This window comes from Echinicola rosea (assembly GCF_005281475.1).
Taxonomy (GTDB): Bacteria; Bacteroidota; Bacteroidia; order Cytophagales; family Cyclobacteriaceae; genus Echinicola; species Echinicola rosea.
This window is the reverse complement of the sequence record NZ_CP040106.1, coordinates 4,358,411-4,374,795: the sequence shown is the minus strand read 5'-3', so window position 1 is coordinate 4,374,795 and position 16,385 is coordinate 4,358,411. Positions and strand designations below refer to the sequence as shown.

Sequence of the window (16,385 nt, the reverse complement as noted above, 5' to 3'; positions counted from 1 at the left end):
CGCGCCATGGATATTAGAAAGAATTATATCATATACCTTTTGGGGATGGTCATGGCACTGGCCTCCTGTACGGATCCTTATGAGGATACCACGTTTACCGCTTACGAAGAACTGCCCATTTCATTGTTGCTGGAATCCCAGCCGGAGAAGTTTTCTATGTGGGTAGCGCTGATGCAGCATGCAGATATGTACAATACGCTGAACCTAAAAAGTACCTACACGGTATTTGCACCAACCAATGATGGGGTGCAGCGTTACTTGGAAGCCAATGGCTGGTCCTCTGTCACGGACATACCCAAGGAGGATGCTTCTTACCTGGTAAAATACCACACCATCAACCAAGTAAAAATCAGCCAAAGCCAATTTGAAAATGGTGTCATCAATGACCGTAACGCCACAGATGATAATTTGTCCATCGAGTTTAGGGAAGGCGGATTAAACGCCATTTACCTGAATGGGGAATCCCGGATAGTGGAATTGGATATTGAGGCTACTAATGGCATCATTCACGGTCTGGAAGAAGTATTGGTACCGGTGAGGGCTACGATAATGGACCGATTGGGTGAAGAGCGCTTTTCCATTTTCCGAGAAGCGGTGGAAACCGCGGGGAGAGCCGAGGACCTCAATACCATTGTGATTGAAGAAACCGATGTCAGTGGCAATCCTTTGGAATACAGGATTAGGATGACGGCTTTTGCCGTCTCTGATGAAGTGTATGCCCAAGAGGGTATCATGAGTTTGGAGGACTTGATCACCAAATTGGAGGTGGAAGGAGAGGACTACATGGATCCGGAAAATGGCTTGAGAAAATATGTGGATTATCACTTGCTGTCCCAAGTAAGGTCTTTTGCTGATTTGGGGGCTTTTCCCGAAGGTGAGACTTCCATGAACATCAATACTTTGGCCACCAATGAGCTGATCAACATTGCTGACCGGTCGGGAAGCTTGGTGATGAACTATGATACTGCCGCCAATCGGGGAGTAGCGTTTATTCGGGAAAATATCAATTGTAAAAACGGGGTCATGCACGAAGTGGACCATTGGATGCCGCTTTTTACGCCTGAGCGTGTGACGGTCATTTGGGACTTGACAGACTATGCAGACCTGCAGGCCCTCTGCGACCAATACCAAAACAGCAGTTTAAATTCCACCTATACCAGAACTTTCACCCAAGAGGAATTGAGCTGTTATACGTGGAAGTCCACTCCAGAGTATCGACCAAATGCAGTCGCCTACCGCAATAATCGTGGAGCAGACGGAATCTGGTATGCCGATGCGGTCAACCACGACCACCTGAGGTTGGATTTGGGTCAGTCCGGATGGATCGAGATGGAGACGCCTGTGCTGATCAAGGGGAGTTATGAAATCACCATGACTTACCTTAGCTATACCGAAAGAGAAAACACAGGTTACCTGCAGTGCTCGATGGACGGTAAGCGCCTGGGAAGTCAGTGGCCTGTGTCCAATAGACGCTATGACAGGGCATTGGAGAGGGGAATGACCAGTTCGTTTACCTTTGATGAAACCGGCAGCCATACCTTGAGGATTGTGGCGATTGACGGTGAGTTATTAACACTTGATCACATCAGATTTAAACCTGTTGACTAAAAATGAAGCTCATGAAGAATATAAAATATCTATTAGGAATGTTGCTCGTAGTGTGTTTTGCATGCGAGGAAACATGGGACGAGCATTATGGAATGGATGGAACTGGTGAAAGTGACCAGGTGGTTTCCGAACTGAATTTATTGGATTACCTCAAAGCCAATCCCGATTACGCCAAGTTTGTGGAGGCGTTGGAAGCGAATGGTATTGCGGAGGAATTGACCAGAGATCAATACTTATCCGTGTGGGCTGTAAATAATGAAGGAATGGATGCCTTGGCCGATATGGACATGGATACTGAGTTTGTCCTTCGCTATCATATCAACAATTTGACCTATGATATGAGCAAACTCCGCGACGGCCTACGGCTTCGGTCACTCAACGGAAAATACATTCCCGTGACCAAAAAAGTAGAAAATACCGTCCAAGTGGCTGATGCTACCATTACCAATGGAAACCAGTTTTGCCAAAATGGGGTGGTACATGAAATCAGCGAATTGATGGTGCCGGATGAGAGCATTTATGATTATGTGTTCAAGCTTTCAGATGACTATTCCATGATCAGGGACTCTGTATTTGCCGCTAATGATACGGTATTTGATGCCCAAAACAGTATTCCGATAGGAGTGGATAAGTCGGGAAATACGATTTATGATTCTGCTTTTGTCATTGAGAATCCGATATTTGAGGAGGTTGACTTTCGGTCAGAGTTTTCGCAAGTGACCATGTTTGTGCCCAGTAACCAAGTGGTGGCCAATTGCTTTGATAACCTCCAAGGGCTTTATGACCAGTTTGGCAAGCCGTTCACCAAAGAGGACTCGCTGACTGCTTGGAACTGGATCATGGATGCTGTCTTCTACGATGAGGTAGTGGAAGATTATGGCACAGAAGAGGATTTGATATCCGCATTTGGAGCTCGGTGGAAGACCTCTGTACAGGGAGTGAACACCCAATACAAGCGGATGAGCAATGGCCGGATCTATGATGTCAATTTCCTTAAAATCCCCAATAACGTTCATATATCGGCGATCAAGCAGTTGTTTTACTATTACGAATTTGTGCCGGACGCACAGCGTGACGAGCTTTTTACCTTCCACAATGCCACAGAGATTAGGGCACAAGGAACGGACAATTATTCATTCCCAAGCCTCAATGTTTCCGGTACCTATACCATTCTAAGGTTGTTTGGCGACAATATTCCCGGTCAACCTTTGGCAGTGGACTATACGCCAGTGAAGCTGGATAGAAACGAGGACGGAACCACGTCTGCTTCTGTAGTGGAGGTCCCGCCAGGTGAATACAACCTCTATATGGGCGTTCAGTCCAAAAACCATCCGTTCTTGAACGTTTACATTGATGACCAATTGGTCGCTTCAGAGTTAAATGTGGAGCCTTCTTCACCATGGAACTATGACCGAAGCACCAATACCGTTTCCGGTACCAAATGGGATGGCCTCGGCGGATTGGTCGGAGTGGTAAACATCGAAGGGGATGAAGTCCGCACCTTTAAGATCAGGGTAGAGGTGGCCTTGCTTGGTAAGTCCTCCAGGGAAGAAATGAAGCTGTACCACTGGGCACTTGTACCCACCCAAAATAACTATTGATGAAAATGGAAGGAACAATGATAAAACAACATAAAATAGCCTTGCTGTTGGTCTTGATGCTGGTTATTGCCTTTGGTGCCAATGCCCAGCAAGTGCTGAAAGGAAAGGTGAGCAGCCCCTATGGGAATGAACCGATCAGTGACGCTTATATTTCCTTGGAAAATAAAGAAAATACTGCCCAAACAGATGGGCAGGGTACATTCAGTATCGAACTGGATAAATTGGAAGGCAACCTCATTGTTTGGTCGCCAGGATTTCAGGAGCAGGTCATTCCCCTGTTGGGCAGGGATTATATCGAAGTGGTACTGCTTCCGCAACGAACAGACTACTATGAAGTGCCTGCAAAGCATGATGAACTGGGCAGTATGAAAGGAGAGGTGCTTCCTGCTGAGCGCTTCAAGCCTAGTGCCATGTATGTCGAGGATGTACTCCAAGGTGCTTTTCCCGGCTTGAATGTGATCAACAAAAGTGGAATGCCCGGAGAAGGAGCTACGGTCAATTTGCGGGGAATCCGTTCCCTAACGGGAAAAAATGCCCCATTGATCGTTATCAACGGCATGCCCTACCTGCCAGATATGAACAATTCAGCCATTATCAAGGGCTATTCCCCAAGCATATTTAATGTGATCAGCGTAGATGATATTGACAATATCAAGTTGGTCAAGGGAAGTGCCGCATCGCGCTACGGCTCCATGGGTGGTAATGGCGTCTTGTTGATCGAAACCAGTTCCCCGGAAGACATGGAAACGGTCATTGAGTTTTCAGGACAATATGGTATGGCTTATAACAACAAAAGACTGCCCGTACTGGGAGTAGATGATTTCAAAAGCTATATCGGAGATGTGGGACTTACCCGCTATGAGGATATGGGGGACATGTTAGACCTCTTTCCTTTCTTGCGGGATGATCCGGACTATTACTACAATTTCTTATACAACAACAATACCGATTGGCAGGAATTGATCGATAAATCATCGTTTGTTACTTCCAATCACTTGCGCGTAAAGGGTGGAGATGCCATTGCAAAATACGACCTGTCGGTAGGAGCCAGTAATCAGGGAGGCACCTATGACAACACCAATTTCACTCGCTATACCACTCGGCTAAACGCCCAGATCGAACTAAGTCAACGGTTCCAATTAGTGACTTCCATGGGCTTAACCTATGGCAATAGCAAACTGCACGAGCAGATACTGAATGATGCTACCAATCCGCTGATGGCAGCCCTGTACAAGGCACCTATTCTTAGCCCTTTCAAGAAAGATGAATATAATAACCAACTGCCTGCATATGATGCGGTAAGGCAGTTTGGGGTGTCCAATCCGTTGGCAGTGGTGAATGATACCAAAATGGAGTCGGACAATTTTGACGCGTTCTTGAATACCGGGTTAAATTTCGAGGTGAACGACCATACCAAGATGCAGGCTGTATTTGGCTACTATTCTGGCTACAAGCGTCAGTCGGCCTTCATTCCGGGCCGTTCAGATCAGACCATTACCCCACAGGAGGAAGGTGTGGCGCTTAACACCGCCAGGGCAGGAACCGGCAAAGTCTCCAATTTATTCTATAAGGTCAGTGCAGACATCGTGGAGGAATTGGGAGGCAATCCCTTGGAGGCCGGGATTGGCTATCAGGGCATTATGACCAGACATGAGTTTGATGGTGGCTTTGGTAGAAATACCAGTTCGGATTTTTACAAGACGCTTTCTTATGTAGATGCTGAGGGAAGGTATTTTTCCGGTTACTATAATTCGTGGAATTGGATGAGCCTATATGGCTATGCGAAATACTCCATGGGTGACCAGTGGATTGCTTCTTTGAATATTTCCACCGATGGGGCTTCATCCACTGGGGCTGATGCCAGTAGATTTGGCGTTTATCCGGGTTTGGAGATGACGTGGCAGGCAAAGAACAGCCCTTGGCTGAAGAATAGCCGAGCGGTAAATCAATTGGACCTTCATGTGGGCTATGGCCTCACCGGTAACAGCCAGTTTCCCACTGGTCTTAGCCGGCAGTTTTACACGAGCCAGGCTTACCGACAGTTGGCCGGTATTGTAAATGGTAATGTGGCCAACACCAGTCTTGGTAGAGAGCGCAACCAAAACTTCGATGCTGGCATAGACGCAGGATTCTTTGACCGCCGGTTAGTCGCCAGCTTGAGCGTTTACCAGACTATTTCTTCTGATGTGATTTTTCCACAGGGGATCTCCTCGGTGTACGGCATAGACCAGATGTACATCAATGGTGCCAAACTGGAAAATAAAGGCATCGAAGCTGCACTTCAATTGCGGTTGATTGACAGTAGGGACCTGAGTTGGAGCATCGGTGGAACAATCAATAAAAACCAAAATAAAATTGCCTCGATGGAAGGTGGCGAAGAGTCTATTATCCGGGAGATGGATGGTGGAAAATGGGCCGTGTCTTCTGCAGCTGGTGAAAATCCATACAATTTCTATGGATTTGTCTCCAACGGTGTGATCAGTACGCAGCAAGAAGCCGACGCATTGGGATTGGTGGATTTTAAAGGTGACCAGTTCAATGCGGGGGATATACACTTTGAGGATTTGAACCAGGACGGGATCATTGACGATCAGGACAGGACCATCATTGGCGATGCATCGCCTGATTTCTTTGGTAGCTTCTTTACACAAGTGCGGTATAAGAAATTGTCCTTGTCCGCTCAGTTTACCTTTAGTTCCGGAAATCAAATTTATAACGGCGTCAGAAGGGAAATGGAATCATTGAGTGATTTCAGAAACCAGTCCTTGGCCGTAGATAAGAGATGGCAGACTGATGGCCAGCAGACCGATATTCCCAAGGCCAATTACGGCGACCCCATGGGCAACAGCCGTTTTTCTGATCGCTGGATAGAAGATGGTTCTTTCTTGCGCCTCACCAACGTCACCTTGAGCTATCAGCTGGGCAAGTGGAGTTTCTTTGAAGGCGGCGAAGTGTATTTGGCGGGTGAAAACCTCCTGACATTTACCGATTATTTAGGACTGGATCCAGTGGTATCCTATGCTTATCAGCCGGCTTGGCAAGGAGTAGATTATGGTGCGATGCCGCTTCCATCTACCGTGAAATTTGGTTTTAACCTACAATTTTAATGACATTAGCTATGAAGTATAATGCTTTTTATAAATATACCTTACTCTTGAGCTTACTGGCTTTTGGTAGTTGTGAGAGCTACTTTGAGACCGATTCGGAGGATATGCTCTTGGAGGAAAATTACATTGGAAATACCAATGAACTGTATTCGGGATACATGGGGATTGCGGCCAAAGTGCAGACGGTGGCTGACAAGGCCATCTTCCTTTCGGAGCTGCGAGGGGATTTCCTCGAGCCTACTGACAACGCCCCCCAGGAGCTGTGGGAAATCTATAACCACAACATTAGCCCTGATAATAAGCTGGCAGATCCCAGTGGATATTACGACGTAATTTCCAATGCCAACAACTACATCAAAAAGGCTTTCGAATACAAACAGGCCAATCCCAATGCGGTGGAGGATGCTGTTTTCGAACCGTTGGTGAGTGGTGCCATCCGCTTTAAGGTATGGGCATACCTGATGCTGGGCAAGCTTTATGGTGAAGCAGTTTATCTGGATGAGCCATTGACAGAAGAAGGCGACTTGTCAAAGTACCCCACCATGGGTTTCGAGGAGCTTATTGGCCAGTTGATCAGTCTAATGGAAGGAGGGGTAAATGGCGTAAACGGTAAGCAGGTTTTGGTTTGGTCAGACTTGTTGTTTCCTGGTGTGAGTACTTCTGCTCAGGACCTGACATGGAATATGATCTGTCCATCTCCTGAACCGCTTCTTATTGAGCTCTACCTTTGGAATGGCAATTACGAGCAAGTGGTGAGTTTGGGAATGTCTTTTATTTATGACCAAGGCAGCGGAAGATATAAGCTGGGAAATGACGATTACAATGGAGAATGGATTCAATTCTTCTACCGTGATCCGATCACCAAAACCCGGGAGCTGATCAATATCGTTCCTTATGATTATCAGCGCCAGCAGACCAATAGACTGATCGAATATTTCTCCAATACAGAGCCCAATAAATATTACCTGCGGCCGACGGATGCAGCCATGGAGCGTTTCCAACGGCAGGTGAGACAGGATGGGATCACGATTGGTGACAATTACCGTGGAGAAAACTACACCTATTGGCGTCAGAACGGTGAATGGGTGGTGCGAAAATTTTCCCGCGCCCATGAGTCTGCAGATAATATCTATAAAAATGATGTGCACATTGTCCTTTATCGTGCAGGTGACATCCACCTGTTTATTGCGGAAGCGCTAAACCAAATGGAGCAATTCAAGGAGGCTGAGGCATTCCTGAATGACGGCGTTCAAAATTACCTTTCCAAAAATGAAGGTAACCTGGAGTATCCTTTGGACAACGAAACGTACAATTCCGCCATTAATATCAACTGGGGAGTGAGAAGACGAATTGACCTGGGGCCCGTATATCCAGAAGGTTTGGCCAAGGAGGAACTGGATACTCCAGAAAAAATCGAAGAATACAAAAAAGGCCTGGACAGTCTTCTGCTTGAGGAGACTTGTATGGAAAGCGCCGGAGAGGCCAGGTCTTATTTTGCGATGATCCGCATGGCCAAGCGATGGAATGATCCCAGCATGCTGGCAGACCGTGTAAGTGCCAAATATCCAGCAGGGAAGCGCGAAAGCATCAGAAACCTCCTTATGCAGCCCGAAAACTGGTTCATAGACTATGATTTAAAACAGTAACATTAAGCCAAAGGCTCTATAAGGGCTGGTGTAAATCAGTTCCGCCCAGATTGACCGCTGGTTAAATTTGGGCGGAGTTGAACGGTCATTGAAAAATGACTCGACACTAGGGGTTTGTTAATCCAGTACAGGATCGGGTGATTGTTTGCCCGGTCTTGTCTTTTTTAGTAGAGAGATGTGTGTATGGATATGTGAGATATGAGTATTGAGACTTGAGACAAATCCTCCCTTTAAGGGGAGGTTAGTTGGGGTTATTATGGAGCAAAGAGAAACACAATAGGATTTTAGTAAATGACTAGCGATTACAATAATTGGTAATGAAAACTAATAGTAATCCGGTCAACACTAATCAGGGAAGTACAAAATTGATTCCTTCCCGCCGGAGTGAGGAGGTAACTGGGGTGTGCTGGGTCTCTGCTCCAACACGTTGAAGAATTGAGACTCTGACTCCCCGGGTTGTGCTGGGTCTCTGCCCCAGCACTGGCAAGCTTTGAGTCTCTGACTCAATTAACCCCATTAACTCAATAACCCAATCACTAAGGAATTGATAACTAAAAATTCAAACGATAATGAACAAAATAGTACCATTTATATTGGCCCTATTGGTCACCACCATGACCAATGCTCAACAGTTGGCCTTTCCAGGAGCAGAGGGATTTGGGAGATTTGCCACAGGAGGGAGAGGTGGAGAAGTCTATAAAGTAACCAATCTTGATGATTCAGGACCTGGTTCTTTCCGTGACGCCGTCAGTCAGCCCAATCGCACGGTAATATTTGAGGTGGGAGGAGTCATCAGGATCCATTCGAGGATCATTGTTCAAGAAAACATTACCATTGCGGGACAAACTGCCCCGGGAGATGGCATTACCATTTATGGCAATGGCCTTTCCTTTACAGAAGCCAATAATGCCATCACTCGTTATATTCGTGTCAGGATGGGCAAAGTGGGTGATAAAGGTAAAGATGCTGTCGCCATAGCCACGGGGCATGACATGATCTTTGACCACGTTTCGATTACCTGGGGAAGGGACGGCACGTTTGACCTAAATGGGGATGTGGCAGATGTGACGTTACAGCACAGCATCATCGGTCAAGGCCTCCAGACGCATTCTACAGGCGGACTTATACAGCCGTCTGGTGGTGTGTCGATTCTGAATTGCCTTTGGATCAATAACCACACCCGCAATCCCAAGGTAAAGGGCACCAACCAATACGTGAATAACGTGGTGTACAACTGGGCAGTAGCGGGCTATATCCAAGGTGGAGGGTCTGCACGATTGTCCTATGCCAATGTCATTGGAAATTATTTTATCGCCGGTCCGGAAACAGGAGATACGCCACCATTCAACCGCTCCAATGAGAATTTCCATATCTATGCCCGCGACAATTGGTATGATGGAAATGTTAATGGCAAGCTAGATGGTGAGGTAGTAGAAAAGTCAGTCTATGAACCAGTAAGCTGGATGGAAGAGCCTTTTGACTATCCACAAGTCACCATAAAACCTGCACTGACAGCTTACCAAGAAGTAGTAGAAGGAGTAGGGGCGTCCCTGCACCGTGACGAAGTAGATGAATTCCTTATCAAGGATGTATTATCTTTTGGGAAAACAGGTTAGACCATCAGTGATGAGATGGATTTACCCATGAAAGGCCCAGGAAAAGTAAAAGGCGGTAAGGCAGCCAAAGATAGCGATGGCGACGGAATGCCTGATCGTTATGAAAAGAAACACGGCCTTAACCCAAAAGATGCAACTGATAGAAACCGGACAGACAAGTATGGTTATACCGCCTTAGAAAACTATCTTAATACTTTGGTAAATGATCGGTCGATATCCTTAAATGAATAGCATCAAAGATATTGTTTATCATATTGAATATTAGAAGGTTAACAGATGTTAATTGAACTGAGTTTAATTGACTGAATTGTCGGTTGACTAACGTTTAAATAGATACAAAAAGACAATAGTACCCTCATGATCAAATTTTCTTCTTACCCCTCCCTTCACACGTGGTGTGTTTTACTACTAATAAGTCTGGTGGCTTTTGCCTGTTCTGAAACGGATAAAAATAGCGAAAAGGAATCCCAAGAGGGAATTGACCGGTTTGCTTTGGTCAACCGCCATAATGTGGTGCTCGAACAACCAGACACCTTGGCCTCACTCAGCGTGGGGAATGGTGAATTTGCTTATACCGTGGATGTCAGTGGCCTGCAGAGTTTTCCGGAATATTACGAAAATGGCGTTTCGCTCGGCACCCAAAGCCAATGGGGCTGGCATGCCTTTCCCAATCCTGACAACTACCGCTGGGAAGAGATCTTGCGGTATGACACATCGGCCATTGGTCAGGTGATTTCGTTCCCTGTTCAGTGGAAAGAGGGAAGGAAGAAGAAAGTGACGGACTATTTTCGTACAAGCCCTCATCGGTTGCACCTGGGGATTATTGGGCTGGAAATCACCAAGGAAGATGGCTCCAAAGTCGTGGTGGACGATCTTCAGGATGTCCACCAGGAATTGGATCTTTGGGAAGGAAAGATCACCAGCGAGTACAGCATAGAAGGCGAGCCTGTGAAGGTAGAGCTCTACGGTCATCAGGAAAAAGATGGCATTTCTGCGAGGATCCATTCTCCGCTCGTAGCCAGTGGAAGACTAAAAGTAAAATTCAGGTTTCCCTACGGCTCAGGATGCCACGTCTGCCCTGGGTACGATTGGACCCAAGAGGATAAGCATGAATCCTATTTGGAAGTCATCAAGCCAAGCCAGGTACGGATTTCGAGGACGCTGGACAGCACCAATTACGTGACCGATGTAAGTTGGGAAGGAAATGGCGCTTTTGAAACTGACGAGAAGCATACCTTTTTGCTTAATGCACAAAAAGGCCATGAAACCCTGGAATTTACCGCTGTGTTTTCCGAAGAAGGAGAAAACGATATTCCTGACTTCGAGTCAACGGCCAAAAGCAGTGAAGGAGGTTGGGAAGAATTTTGGCAATCGGGTGGAGCGATCGACTTCTCAGAATGTACCGATGAGCGTGCCCACGAGTTGGAAAGAAGGGTGGTGCTATCGCAATATTTGACGAAATTAAACTGCGCAGGTTCATTGCCACCCCAAGAGACTGGGTTGACCATGAACAGTTGGTATGGCAAATTCCACATGGAGATGCATTGGTGGCATGGTGCCCATTTTGGTCTATGGAACCGCATCGGCTTGATGGAAAAGAGCCTTCCTTGGTACTTTAATTCGCTGGAGAAAGCAAAGGCCACCGCAGAGCGCCAAGGGTATGAAGGCGCCAGATGGCAAAAGATGACCGATCCCTATGGTGATGAGAGTCCTTCTAGCGTTGCACCTTACCTGATCTGGCAGCAGCCACACATTCTTTATTTTGTAGAGCAGATTTATCAGGCACGACCTGAGGCCGCAACCTTGGAGAAGTACAAAGAACTGGTTTTTGAGACGGCTGAATTTATGGCATCTTTTGCCAAGGACAGCAAAGGTGATGGCAAATACCATTTGATCGCACCGCTGATTCCTGCACAGGAACTGTTTCCGGCCAATGCCACCGATGATCCTCCTTTTGAGTTGGCGTATTGGCATTATGGATTGACGGTAGCCTTAGACTGGCAGCAACGGCTGGGCATGGAGGAGAATGAAAAATGGCGAGAAGTGTTGGATAATTTGGCGCCTTTGGCCACCAAGGACAGCCTTTATTTGCCCAGCAGTACCCATCCTAGGGCATATGAGGATGATTTCTACCTACATGACCATCCTGTCGTGCTAGGCGCATATGGTATCCTGCCCAAAACAGAAATGATCGACACCACTATCATGAAAAATACTTTGGAGAAAATCCTCGAAATATGGAACTGGGAAACTACCTGGGGCTGGGATTATCCCATGATGGCCATGAATGCGGCCAGGTTAAACATGCCCGACACCGCATTGGATGCGTTGTTTATGGGCGAAGAGAAAAACACCTATTTGCCCAATGGGCATAATTATCAAGATAAAAGGCTTAGGATTTACCTCCCAGGAAATGGCGGACTGCTGACCACTGTGGCCATGATGGCTGCCGGATGGGAGGGAGCTCCTGACAGACCCAATCCCGGATTTCCGGACAATGGAAAATGGAACGTGAAATGGGAAGGATTAAGGGAGATGCCGTAGGAGAGATATGAGATTTGAGTAATGAGATGTGAGATCTGAAACTTGAGAAATCCTCCCCGCCGCGGCGGGGAGGTTAGGTAGGGTTATTTTGGAGCAAAGAGAAACACAATAGGATTATAGTAAATGACTAGCGATTCCAATAATTGACAATGAAAACTAATATTAATTCGGTCAACACTAATCAGGAAAGTACTATGGGTTGTGCTGGGACTCTGCCCCAGCACGGGCAAGCTTTGAGTCTCTGACTCAATTAAGCTATTCCAGATTTGTAATCCTTACAACCTTACCACTTGACAACCTTCAAAACATTTAACAAAACAATTGAACCATTACCATGAAAAAAATAAGCATACTGCTAATCGTCTCAATGTTTTTTGCGCAGCTGACCTTCGGTCAACAAAGGCCAATTTCCACAAGCTTGGATTGGTCAGAGCGGATGGCATTATCGGTGATGAAGCGCAATCCTGAAGCGTGGCAAGTTGACTTTATGGACCGGCCGGTGTGGAGCTATCCACAGGGATTGATGTTGCATGCCTTTGAGGAGCTGTGGAAAGAGACGGGTGATGAAAAATATTACGAATACATCAAAGCTTATGCGGACAAGTTGATCGATTCTTCCGGTGAGATCAAAACCTATAAGTACGAGACGTACAATATTGACATGATCAATTCCGGCAAATTGTTATTTAATCTTTACGATAAAACGGATGATGAAAAGTATAAAACAGCCATAGAAACCCTGAGAAAGCAGTTGAGATACCAACCAAAGACCAGCGAAGGAGGATTTTGGCACAAAGCCCGCTACACCAACCAGATGTGGCTGGACGGGGCCTATATGGGGACGCCCTTTTTGGTGCAGTATGCACGAGAATTTAAGGATCCCGCAGCATTTGAGGAAGGGGTTCTACAATTGGTGCTGATGGAAAAGCATTTGCGCGATCCGGAAACAGGCCTGTTGTATCATGGTTGGGACGAGAGTAAATATCAAGCGTGGTCTGATCCTATAACTGGCCGGTCCCCCAATATCTGGGGCAGGGCAATGGGATGGTATGCCATGGCCGTGGTGGATGCATTGGATTTTCTACCCGAAGAACATTATGGACGGGTGGTGCTGAAGGGCATCTTACAGCGTCTGGCCGTGGCTGTTCGTGAGCATCAAGATCCAGCAAGCGGCTTGTGGTACCAAGTGATTGACCGTGGTGGAGAGGAAGGTAATTATTTGGAAGCATCGGCTTCGAGCATGTTTGTCTATGCCCTTGCCAAAGGCGTGAACCGGGGCTATCTAAACCCATCTTTCAAGCAGACGGCAGAGAAGGGATTTGATGGCTTGGTGGATCAATTGATAGAGGTGAAGGAAAATGGAGAAGTCAGCCTGACACAGGTTTGTGCTGTAGCCGGGCTTGGCGGAAGTCCATACCGTGATGGCACTTATGAGTATTATGTCAATGAAAAAATCCGCACCAACGACCCCAAAGGTGTAGGACCATTTATCATGGCGGCCCTTGAGCTGGGGAGATGATTGTAAAATTTAGATTGCTTTCAAAGATCATAACGAATAAATAAAATGAACATTACCAGTAAGTTTTACATTTTAGGTTTGGCAGTAGCCATGTTGGTTGCGTCCTGCAGCCAAAAATCGGAAAAGAAAGAGGATCAGACAGTAGCGGAGACTGGTCCATGGTCCCAATTGGATTCTATCCGGGGCTTGATCACCGTACCGGAATTTCCCGATAAGGACTTTAACATTACCGAATACGGTGCCAAGGAAGGCGGGAAGGCATTGAATACAGAAGCCATTGCGGCGGCTATCAAAGCATGTAACGAGGCTGGTGGCGGACGAGTGGTCATTCCCCAAGGCGTTTATTTGACGGGTGCGGTGCATCTGCTGAGCAATGTGAACCTGCACCTGGAAGAGGGCGCCACCTTGCGGTTTAGCCGTGATCCCAAGGATTTTTTGCCCTTGGTAAGAAGTCGTTGGGAGGGCATGGAGCTGATGAACTATTCTCCTTTCATTTATGCTTATCAGCAAGAGAACATTGCGATCACTGGTAAGGGCGTGCTGGATGGTCATGCAGATATGGAAAACTGGTGGCCATGGTGTGGTGCCAAGCATTTTGGCTGGAAAGAGGGTATGGGAAGGCAGAATCCTTCCAGGAAGCTGTTGCATGAAATGGTGCACGACCGTGTACCGCTGGAGGAGCGGATTTTTGGCGAAGGGCATTATATGCGGCCGCAGTTTGTGCAGCCTTTTGAATGTAAAAATGTGCTGATACAAGATGTAAAGTTGATCAATGCTCCCATGTGGAACCTTCATCCGGTATTGTGTGAAAATGTTACCGTGGAACGGGTAAAAATAGAAACTTTGGGGCCGAACAATGATGGATGTGATCCCGAAGCCTGTAAAAATGTTCTGATCAAGGATTGTTATTTTGACACTGGAGATGACTGCATCGCCATCAAATCTGGTCGAAACGAGGACGGAAGGATTCCGGGTATTCCATCGGAAAACATCATCATCGAAGGCTGTGAAATGAAAGAGGGCCATGGAGGCGTGGTGATGGGAAGTGAAATTTCCGGAGGGGTAAGGAATGTCTTCGCCCAAAACCTGGTAATGGACAGCCCCAACCTCGACCGGGTACTGCGCATCAAAACTTCATCAAAAAGAGGCGGCACCGTGGAAAACATCTACATGCGTGATGTGGTCGTGGGCACTTACCGCGAAGCGGCTGTGCGCTTTAATATGTTCTATGAAGAAGAAGGAGAGCATATCCCTACCATCAAAAATGTCATCGTCGAAAACCTTCAAGTCAAAGACGGAGGCAAATATGCCGTCATGGCCAATGCCTATGAAAGTTCTCCAGTGACCAACTTTCAGATGATCAACTGCCGCATTGACGGAGTAGATGAAGTTTTTAACGTGAACCACATGAAGGATGTCAAATTTGAAAATGTCCTGATCAATGGCGAAGAAGTGCACTATGAAAAGTAATGGTGCAGGGCGAGGGAATATTAGGCTGGTATCCACCTAGGTACCCACGGTACATTAGGGCTGATCAACAGGATTGACTTCTATTCTTGTTGTTCTGCTAGCTATGCTGGTGAAATGTCCCCTTTAGTTTCTTAACTTACATATCATGGATCAAGCAATATTTCTTGGGGGACGAATGTTGACATGGTCTAATGAAAGAAAATTTCATGCTGTTAAACCCGCTTTATGCATTAGGAATCGTTATGAGAGCTGAAACTACAAGAAAATCAGGCTGTTTGGAGATTGAATCATCCGCCGCGGCGGATCAGGTCGCAATAGATAGGCTGGTGCATAATGCGGGTTCAATGCCGTTTAGTTAGTGTGTATCTGGAAAATATGGGTTCTATATTTTTTCCTTGGGCAGTTATTTTTCTAGCTAAATTCCTAGGTGGTTTTCATCCCTTTACCTTTGTTACTTTTTTGCTTCAGGTCAAAAAAGTAACCCAAACCTGTCCGCCGGTGGTGGAAACCCCGCCGCTACGCCACGGCGCACCGGTGTGCAGCTATTGGCCTAAAATTAAAACCTCTCCTCGTGCAGGCAAACTCCTCCTGTCTAAAGCCAAGCAGGCCTATCAAAAGCCAGGTAAACCTTCTTTAGCTGCCAACATTCTCTTTGGGCAGCATTTCGTCAAACAAGCCTGCCTAATTGCCCGCCCGCATTTTTAATTTCTTAACGCCCAATACCTGCAAGGCGGATTCAGTTAATAACCTGAGCTCGACTTAATTTTTGTATTAAAATCGTCATACGAACCCTTTTAAGGAGGATGTGGGTTGGAAAAGGGGGTGGCAACTCGCCGCGGCGAGCTGCCACGGCTTCCACCCCTAATATCTCCCTCTAAGCCTCGCAGTGACGATTTTAAAATCGAACTGAGGTTAATAAGTCCCAAAAATTTATCGCTTCCTTTTGACGGCCCTTGGTATGCCTGTTTTCCAGCCGATGGTGGAGGCCGTTAAGAAAGGGAGTTGGCTCGCGTCGTGGAACAGCGAGACCCACTCACTTTTAGGTCGTAGCCATCGGGTGGAAATTAAAATGGGTGACGGATCCACGTCGCAGGGTAAATCCATGTTCCATTTTAAAAGGCATACCACCGGCCTGGATTTTTTTCCTTCTTTTTTCATCAAGGGAAAAAGGAAAAGGATAAAATCCACCAGGATGATCAGGTTTCCCCAGCCAAAGTCAATCAAAAAAAGGACTTTTAGGTATATGAAAAGAAGGAAATCCCCTTAACTAAACG

11 protein-coding genes are annotated in these 16,385 nt (G+C 46.5%); all 11 read left to right on the top strand.

Annotated features, from left to right (window positions below; genetic code table 11):
• Positions 1-6: 6 nt before the first annotated feature.
• Positions 7-1,608: a fasciclin domain-containing protein gene (locus tag FDP09_RS17085; protein ID WP_137403818.1), complete on the top strand. Its 1,602-nt coding sequence runs from the start codon at positions 7-9 to the stop codon at positions 1,606-1,608.
• An 11-nt stretch (positions 1,609-1,619) separates the two neighbouring features.
• The gene (locus tag FDP09_RS17080) at positions 1,620-3,209 is read left to right on the top strand and encodes a fasciclin domain-containing protein (protein ID WP_137403817.1); all 1,590 of its coding nucleotides are present in this window, start codon (positions 1,620-1,622) and stop codon (positions 3,207-3,209) included.
• Between the two features lie 17 nt (positions 3,210-3,226).
• The gene (locus tag FDP09_RS17075) at positions 3,227-6,316 is read left to right on the top strand and encodes a SusC/RagA family TonB-linked outer membrane protein (RefSeq protein ID WP_229683512.1); all 3,090 of its coding nucleotides are present in this window, start codon (positions 3,227-3,229) and stop codon (positions 6,314-6,316) included.
• Complete coding sequence (locus FDP09_RS17070; protein WP_229683513.1) at positions 6,316-7,962, top strand: RagB/SusD family nutrient uptake outer membrane protein; 1,647 nt, start codon at positions 6,316-6,318, stop codon at positions 7,960-7,962. The genes FDP09_RS17075 and FDP09_RS17070 overlap by 1 nt, the downstream gene beginning before the upstream one ends.
• A gap of 569 nt (positions 7,963-8,531) precedes the next feature.
• Positions 8,532-9,578 carry a pectate lyase family protein gene (locus FDP09_RS17065; RefSeq protein ID WP_222840297.1) on the top strand — a complete coding sequence of 349 codons (1,047 nt, stop codon included), beginning with the start codon at positions 8,532-8,534 and terminating at the stop codon, positions 9,576-9,578.
• Between the two features lie 27 nt (positions 9,579-9,605).
• The gene (locus FDP09_RS23945; protein ID WP_222840296.1) at positions 9,606-9,809 is read left to right on the top strand and encodes a hypothetical protein; all 204 of its coding nucleotides are present in this window, start codon (positions 9,606-9,608) and stop codon (positions 9,807-9,809) included.
• Between the two features lie 126 nt (positions 9,810-9,935).
• Positions 9,936-12,122: a glycoside hydrolase family 65 protein gene (locus tag FDP09_RS17060; RefSeq protein WP_137403815.1), complete on the top strand. Its 2,187-nt coding sequence runs from the start codon at positions 9,936-9,938 to the stop codon at positions 12,120-12,122.
• A gap of 334 nt (positions 12,123-12,456) precedes the next feature.
• The gene (locus FDP09_RS17055) at positions 12,457-13,641 is read left to right on the top strand and encodes a glycoside hydrolase family 88/105 protein (protein WP_137403814.1); all 1,185 of its coding nucleotides are present in this window, start codon (positions 12,457-12,459) and stop codon (positions 13,639-13,641) included.
• A 45-nt stretch (positions 13,642-13,686) separates the two neighbouring features.
• Positions 13,687-15,111 (top strand): glycoside hydrolase family 28 protein, encoded by a 1,425-nt coding sequence (locus tag FDP09_RS17050; protein ID WP_137403813.1) that lies wholly within the window; start codon positions 13,687-13,689, stop codon positions 15,109-15,111.
• 375 nt (positions 15,112-15,486) lie between these two features.
• Entirely contained in the window at positions 15,487-15,816 is a 330-nt protein-coding gene (locus tag FDP09_RS17045) for a hypothetical protein (protein WP_137403812.1), read from the top strand.
• A 253-nt stretch (positions 15,817-16,069) separates the two neighbouring features.
• The gene (locus FDP09_RS17040) at positions 16,070-16,378 is read left to right on the top strand and encodes a hypothetical protein (protein ID WP_137403811.1); all 309 of its coding nucleotides are present in this window, start codon (positions 16,070-16,072) and stop codon (positions 16,376-16,378) included.
• Positions 16,379-16,385: the final 7 nt, after the last annotated feature.